This is a genomic window from Fictibacillus sp. NRS-1165, from assembly GCF_050468105.1.
In the GTDB taxonomy this organism is placed as follows: domain Bacteria; phylum Bacillota; class Bacilli; order Bacillales; family Fictibacillaceae; genus Fictibacillus_C; species Fictibacillus_C terrinigri.
The window spans coordinates 97,984-104,934 of record NZ_JBDPNU010000044.1 but is presented as its reverse complement, the minus strand read 5'-3'; the positions used below and the strand labels follow the sequence as shown (position 1 = coordinate 104,934).

Genomic DNA, 6,951 nt, shown 5'->3' with positions numbered 1-6,951 from the left:
AAATTTGGGGTGCAGTTCATTCCCGGTCCTGTTTTTTTATTCTCCGTTTTTTCATTTTAGGCTGAATGTATTTTGACAAGTAAAGATAATTAGTAAAGGAAGCAACGAGGTTGCTTCTTTTTGTTTTGCTAACGGGTTACTTATCTCACTTTTAATTTTGTTACTGTTTTTGATTTTTTAGCTAATTTACCAAACTCTTTTAACAGGTCTTTTGAAATCTTGTCCTTTTTAGATGCCATATGTTTTTCACCCTCCGGTATTAATCATTCGTTTTTTATTATCTTGTCCTAAAAAAGAATAGATTATACGTTCTAGTCCTTCATTTCTTAGAATATCCTAGCAATATAACAATCTAACAATATGACACTGAGATAAAAGAGGGTAATAGCCTCAAAAAGGAAGAGGGGAGAGGAACCATGAAACCCATTAACCCGTTATTTGATAAAAAATCCCCCATTAGTGTACAAGGAGAAAAACCAGGCAATGTTCGTAAAAAAGCAAAAACCAGAGCCGAAGGACGTAAGGTAAGATGTGATAAAAAGAAGGATGTTAAGATTCCATTCACTGCTTATGAAAGGCAACTTATAAAAAAATTAGCGAAATTAAAAGGCCAAGATCCCACTCCATATTGTACGGAGTTAATAAAAAAAGGCTTAACAAGCAACTATTCATTTATTGATTTTCCTTACGATCCTAAAGGAAAACCGTATCCTGTTAAGCTAGAAAATTACTTTCATGATTTACTGTTTGATTATAAAGTGCAATGGGATTGCAGTTTAAAGGAAGCAGCATACCGAATTGTTTCGTATATGTTAACGATGGAAGAAGGAAATCGATGATCTGGCCTATCAGCCTAAAGGGTATGTTGATCATTTGTTCAAAAAGGTTCTGCGTAAACTTTCCAATTCTGTTGATCTAAAATATACTCAGGACTTCTTGTCATGGTTATGAAAATCGAGAACAGCGATCACAAACATTCCAAAACTAAGCATCAACGAGATGACTTCGAATGTGTTCATTGAACATCGCCTCCTTTATTTTCAGTCTCTCCGGTACCAAATTTGTCCTATTCGCCCAATGAATAATGTTTTTATAAAAAAAAAAGGACCCCCGCTCCCAGCACTAAATAAAAATAATGCACAAAGCTTTAATGCCCCATCTTTAAACCGCCATACGCCATTCGGTCCGAGGAGATAAAAGAAAAAACCCAAAGCCAACAAGGCTTCGGGATTTATCTCTCCATTTCCTTAAAAAGAAACAGAATCGTTGACTGAACGATCTTTTGTTCCGCTGATGATCGGACGGACGAAACGGATGACAGCGAGGGAAGCAAATACGGCCAGACCGCCCGCGAGAAGGAAGGCACCTGAGAACGTCCCCGTCTTATCGACGATAAAACCTGTTAACGCAGGCCCGATGATACCCGCTGTGTTGGCCAGGAAATGCATGAATCCCCCAACCGATCCTACATTGTTCTGATCGACCACGTCCTGGACAATGGCCCAATAGATGGCTCCCGTTAGATACAGGAAGAATACGGATAATGCCACGAGAATAACCGCACTTACAGTTGTTGTTACCAGTCCGGCAACCCCTATGCAGATTGCAGAAGCAAGCAGGCAGGTAACAAGCACTACTTTACGTGAGAACAGTACGCCTTTTTTGGCTGCCTTTTTAAATACATAATCTGAAACAAAGCCGCCGGCTGCAAGACCGATAAAGCCCAAAATCCATGGAATGACCGTGATGACGCTCATAGATTCCACACTCAAACCGCGTTCTTTTACGAGATAGCTCGGGAACCACGTCAGGAAGAAGAACAAGATGTAGTTGTAAGCAAAAAAGGCAAAGGCGGTAAACAGCACCGTTTTTTGTTTCAAGTAAAACGTCAGTGGAATTTTCTCTTGAGGCGCAACATCCACTTTGACTGCCGGTGCCTCTCCCATTGGTTTGGCCGGTTTTTCTTTTACAAATTTAAACCAGCATACTGCCCATACCAACCCGATAATCATGATCAGAATGAAGGACACCTTCCAGCTGAACGCCACTGCGATCATGCCGACGATTGGTCCCGAGATCGCTCCTCCTAATGGCGTTCCGCTATTTGTGACTCCGATGGCTGAAGCTCTTTGTGTCGGCGGGAACCAGTTATTGACCATTTTGTTGATCGTGGCTGAAAGAGGCCCTTCTCCCATTCCAAACAATACACGAATGACCATTAAGCTTACAAAGCCTACGGCGAGTGCGATCGCACCACTGAATAAGGACCAGACAACCATGGCGACAAACAATGTTAACTTCGCTCCATAGCGGTCCGATGCCATTCCTCCCAAAAAGTTAAAGATGGCATAGCCGACGGAGAAGCTGCTGAAGATCAGACCCATTTGTGTAGCAGATAATGTTAAATCATCCTGAATAAATGGGGCTGCGATCGAAAGTGCCGAACGGTCCAAATAGTTGATAACGCCCGCAACAAACAACATGATAATAATTGGCAGTTTATCTTTTGAAAACATGGCAAACCCTCCCTATACATTTGAAATATTCTGATATTTTTAGGCAACCCGGATATAAACCGGTTTAGTAATGGAGTGCAGAATTGGATCTACTCCAGGTTACTGTGACGCATTAAAGCGGATTCATTATTTTCAGTTTGCTTTGCACCATAGCTCAAGCACACCGCGTCACAAAAGACATGTACACATTGATCAAAAAGGGAGCCCAATGGCTGAATGCTAGCTGCTTCGTCTTCCCCTCTATATTTTGTTGCTGCAGGAAGGTGTGCCACTAGGGTCGAGTAATCTGCCAGCTTTGAATCCGTCCTCGTCGTAATCGCAATGACCCGGCATTCAAGCTCTCTGGCTTTTTTTGCCGTATTCACTACACTTTTTGTCGTTCCTGAACCAGACACCGCTACCACCACGTCCCCAGATTTCAAGGCGGGAGTAATGGTTTCCCCTACTACGAAGACAGTTGCCCCCAAATGCATCAATCGCATGGCAAATGATTTCGCCATGAATCCAGACCTGCCTTCACCAACGACAAAGATCCGTTTTCCCGACTGCACATGTTCCGTTACAGCTTCTACTAAACCAGGATCAATCTGATCAACAACACCCTGAATCTCCTGCAAAATGGTGTTCATATCATTCATAAGCCTTCTCCTTCTGCTGTTTTGCCATCTCATAAAAGGTTTTAGCAGCCAACGCGGGATCATCCGCCTTTGTAATGCTTGACCCGATTATGGCAACATATGGGCTGTGTTTTTTAATTTCACAAAAGGAATCTATCGATATACCCCCAGCCATGGCTAACCTGTTTGAAAAAGAAGGGATATGCAGGCGCCCTTTTTGCCCTCTCATTTCTTGCTCATCTTTACTTACATGTGAACAAAGAATCGCCTCTTCAAATTGGCTGCACATTTGGATTTGTTCTTCGGATGCATTCAGCAGATCAACCATGACTTGCTTGCCATGCTTTTTAGCGGTCTCCATACAAGCTTCAATGGATACGGCAGGAGCAGTTCCCAGCACTGTTGCCACATCGGCACCCGCCGAAAAACAAAGCTCAAATTCATACACTGCGTTATCAAACGTCTTACAGTCTGCCACGATCATTATATGAGGAAACGCTTCTTTTAAAAGGCGCACGCTTTCCATGCCGAATTCCTTAATCAATGAAGTCCCTACTTCGATCCAGTCAATGTATGGCTCCACTCGATCAGCAATGGACAGCGCTTCTTCAATCGATAGCCGGTCTAAAGCAAGTTGAATATTCACAGGGATTGAACCTCCATTTTTTGAACGGAATGCTCATCTTTTGTATTCACAAGCAATGTAAAGATGACGGACAGCAAAAGGGAACCAGCCATAAAGATATAGGATGCACTAGGTCCGCCGGTCACTCCGTTCAGGTACCCTACAAAATAGGAGCCGACGAATGATCCTAAAGCGCCCATACTGTTGATTAATGCCATTGCTCCGCCTGCAACATTCCGCGGCAGAATCTCCGGAATGATCGCAAAGAACGGCCCGTAAGGTGCATACATGGCCCCGCCTGCAATCACTAAGAGAACAAACGATACCCAAAAGTCAGATGTACCCACTGCATAGGAACCATAAAAAGCAATGGCCCCGATCAGCAATGAAACCCATACAAAGCTTTTTCGATTGAGTGTTTTATCGGAGTAATAGGAAACGAGCAGCATTCCGATTACCGCAAGGACATAGGGCGCTGCAGAAAGCCAGCCTGTGGCAACGATGTCCATTTTGGATGCCTTGGAAATAATGGAAGGAAGCCACATGACAAAACCGTATACACCAATACTCCAGAAAAAGTATTGAAAGCAAAGGTAAATAACCTTTTTGGATTTGAATGCTTCACGATAATTTTTTACAGGCCTCATCCCTGATTGTTCTTTTTTCATTTCCGTTTCGAGATTCATTTTCTGCTCATCAGTCAGCCATTTTGCTTCTTTTGGACGGTCATTCACAAGCTTCCACCAGATAAAAGCCCATAGAACGGCAGGTGCCCCTTCAAGGATAAACATCATGCGCCAATCGAAAGCCTTCAACAGATAGCCAGATAAAATAGACATCCATAGAACCGTTACAGGGTTCCCTAAAATAAGGAAAGTGTTCGCACGGGAACGCTCAGTCTTTAAAAACCAGCCGCTTAAGAAAACGAGCATCGCGGGCATAACAGCGCTTTCAACAACTCCAAGAAAAAAACGAATCGGATAAAGCCAGGCGACATTGGTCGCAAAACCGGTAGCCGTTGCAAGTCCTCCCCAAAGAATTAATGACCAGAAGACGAGCTTCTTTGCACTCTTCTTTTCAGCATAGATCGCTCCAGGAATCTGAAAAAAGAAATAACCTAAAAAGAATAAAGAAGCCAGTAGGGAAGAAACAGATGCTGTAATATTTAAGTCTCCACCCATTCCACCGGCAACACCGAAACCATAATTCGCACGATCAAGATACGCCAGGCTGTACGTTATAAAAGCAATTGGAATCAAGATCATCCAGCGCTTTTTGCTTGCTAATGGATCAATGTTCCTCATGACAGTAACCACTCCTTTATTTTGTGATGTTACGCGTTTGCAAGAAGCGCTGTATAACTGCACGCTTCATTACCGTCGGATATGGGAAATTCAATAGCCCTCGGAATATCATTTGAAAAATGGGAAACAAGTTCCCTCCATTCGGAAGTTTCACCTGCAGGCAGAGGCAAGGTGACCAGCCTGCCGTTCTGTTGTTCGATGTGCTTGAAATGCAGATAAACCACATATTCTGAAAGTACTTTTGCCGCCGAGAACACGTCTTCCCCGGTAAATGACCAATTTCCAATATCGAACGTCATCTTTACAGGTACATGCTGCTCCTTGGCTTCCTTAAGGAAATGATGAATCTTTTCAAGGGAACCGCCATGGTTTGTCTGGTCATTTTCAATCGTGATCTGCAAATTATGATCGTTAAGGCTTAGTGAAGCGAGCCATTCTTTTAATTCCGTAACGCTTGATCGCTGCATGTTATAGTGGCCGAGTGAAAACTTGACAAGGGAAGCACCAAGTGTAATCGCTTCCATAACAGTCAATGCAGCTGCCTCTTTATTTAATGATCCTAAAGCGTTAAACAAATCTACAGGCGCCGAATAAACGGAGGTTAAATGTGCTTCCTCCAACTGGGTGCGCAGATCTTGCAAAGAACCTACCTCCTCACTAAAAAGCTCTCTTCTGATCTCTGCACCCTGTGCCCCGGCATGGGCAATAAGCGGAAAAAAATGCCCCTGGCCTTTCTCCTGTACTTCTTTTGACTGAAAGGAATTTAAAGTAATAAAAATAGGCTGCATATACTCCCCCATGCTTCACGGTATTAATCTGAATCTCTTTCAATAAGACTTGGTTTATAGCGAAAGATGTCCTCAAACTCTCTATCTTCTTTGTTTTTAATCTGGAACAGCAGCAGCTCGACAGCTTTTTCCGCCATTTCAACCACCGGCTGAGCAACAGTCGAAATCGGCGGAGTAAAAAAGCTCGCAAACGGCACATCATCGATCCCGATCACTGCTGCGTCGCCAGGAATCGTTAAATTCCGTTTCTTCATGAATCTCAGCACTTCATAAAGGACAATATCATTCCCTGCCAATAGGGCATCCGGCGGTGCCGGCAGGTTAAACATTTTCTCAAGCACGGCCGGCAGCTGATCGGCAGATGCACTCTTCAAGTAAGCTTTATTAACTGGCAGACCATGATCGACCAGAGCGTTCTTAAAACCTTCCAGGCGTTCCACCCGGGGGCTGATGTTTCGGATGATCGAAGTTGTAATCAGTGCAATCCGTTTGCGGCCATTTTTTACAAACTGAGAAACGGCCAGTTTTGCTGCCATCTGGTTGTCCAGCATGACGGTGGCTATATTCAGGTCCTTAATCGTTCGGTCAATAAACACGACCGGAAACTGCTGGCGCTTCATTCGTTCATAAAGATCAAGGTTACAGCCCGTCGGAAAAATCATGATTCCATCAACCTGCTTGGCCAGCAGCATTTCAATATACTTCTTTTCTTTTTCCGGCTCATCGTCTGCATTGCACACAATAATCTGATAGCCTTGTTCATGAAACGCATCTTCCATTGCCCTTATAATCTGGGTGGAAAAGGTGTGAAGAATATTGGCGACCACTACTCCAACCGTAAACGTTGCTTTTTGCTTCAAGCTGCGGGCCACAATATTTGGCTGGTAATTCAGTTCTTTGATGGTTTCTTCTATTTTTTTCTTCGTCTTTTCGCTCATATAATCAAACCGCTTGTTTAAAAACTGAGATACCGTACTTTTTGAAACCTTTGCATGTTTGGCTACATCAGCTATCGTAATGTTTTTCATGTGCTTCATCCCCGTCCAATTCATTCCATTCAAACATTATAAGATACCTGAAAGTGCTTTACAATCGGGGACT

Annotated in this window: 8 protein-coding genes; 1 reads left to right on the top strand and 7 read right to left on the bottom strand. The window is 43.3% G+C overall.

The window, feature by feature from the left end; genetic code table 11:
• Positions 1–416: 416 nt before the first annotated feature.
• The gene (locus ABHN01_RS19150; RefSeq protein ID WP_429876836.1) at positions 417–839 is read left to right on the top strand and encodes a hypothetical protein; all 423 of its coding nucleotides are present in this window, start codon (positions 417–419) and stop codon (positions 837–839) included.
• Between the two features lie 87 nt (positions 840–926).
• Here the strand turns inward: ABHN01_RS19150 and ABHN01_RS19145 are convergent, their stop codons facing one another.
• The 7 genes from ABHN01_RS19145 to ABHN01_RS19115 all read right to left on the bottom strand — a co-directional run bounded on the left by ABHN01_RS19145 (position 927) and on the right by ABHN01_RS19115 (position 6,878).
• Positions 927–1,019: a putative holin-like toxin gene (locus ABHN01_RS19145; RefSeq protein ID WP_231689193.1), complete on the bottom strand. Its 93-nt coding sequence runs from the start codon at positions 1,017–1,019 to the stop codon at positions 927–929.
• A gap of 228 nt (positions 1,020–1,247) precedes the next feature.
• Positions 1,248–2,516: an MFS transporter gene (locus ABHN01_RS19140; protein WP_429876835.1), complete on the bottom strand. Its 1,269-nt coding sequence runs from the start codon at positions 2,514–2,516 to the stop codon at positions 1,248–1,250.
• Positions 2,517–2,605: 89 nt separating this feature from the next.
• The gene (gene hxlB, locus ABHN01_RS19135; RefSeq protein ID WP_429876834.1) at positions 2,606–3,154 is read right to left on the bottom strand and encodes a 6-phospho-3-hexuloisomerase; all 549 of its coding nucleotides are present in this window, start codon (positions 3,152–3,154) and stop codon (positions 2,606–2,608) included.
• Positions 3,147–3,779, bottom strand: coding sequence for a 3-hexulose-6-phosphate synthase (gene hxlA / locus ABHN01_RS19130; protein WP_429876833.1), 633 nt, complete (start codon positions 3,777–3,779; stop codon positions 3,147–3,149). The genes hxlB and hxlA overlap by 8 nt, the downstream gene beginning before the upstream one ends.
• Complete coding sequence (locus tag ABHN01_RS19125) at positions 3,776–5,062, bottom strand: MFS transporter (protein ID WP_429876832.1); 1,287 nt, start codon at positions 5,060–5,062, stop codon at positions 3,776–3,778. The genes hxlA and ABHN01_RS19125 overlap by 4 nt, the downstream gene beginning before the upstream one ends.
• 29 nt (positions 5,063–5,091) lie before the next feature.
• Entirely contained in the window at positions 5,092–5,850 is a 759-nt protein-coding gene (locus ABHN01_RS19120; RefSeq protein ID WP_429876831.1) for a sugar phosphate isomerase/epimerase family protein, read from the bottom strand.
• Between the two features lie 23 nt (positions 5,851–5,873).
• Positions 5,874–6,878, bottom strand: a complete 1,005-nt coding sequence (locus tag ABHN01_RS19115) for a LacI family DNA-binding transcriptional regulator (RefSeq protein WP_429876830.1) — start codon at positions 6,876–6,878, stop codon at positions 5,874–5,876.
• Positions 6,879–6,951: the final 73 nt, after the last annotated feature.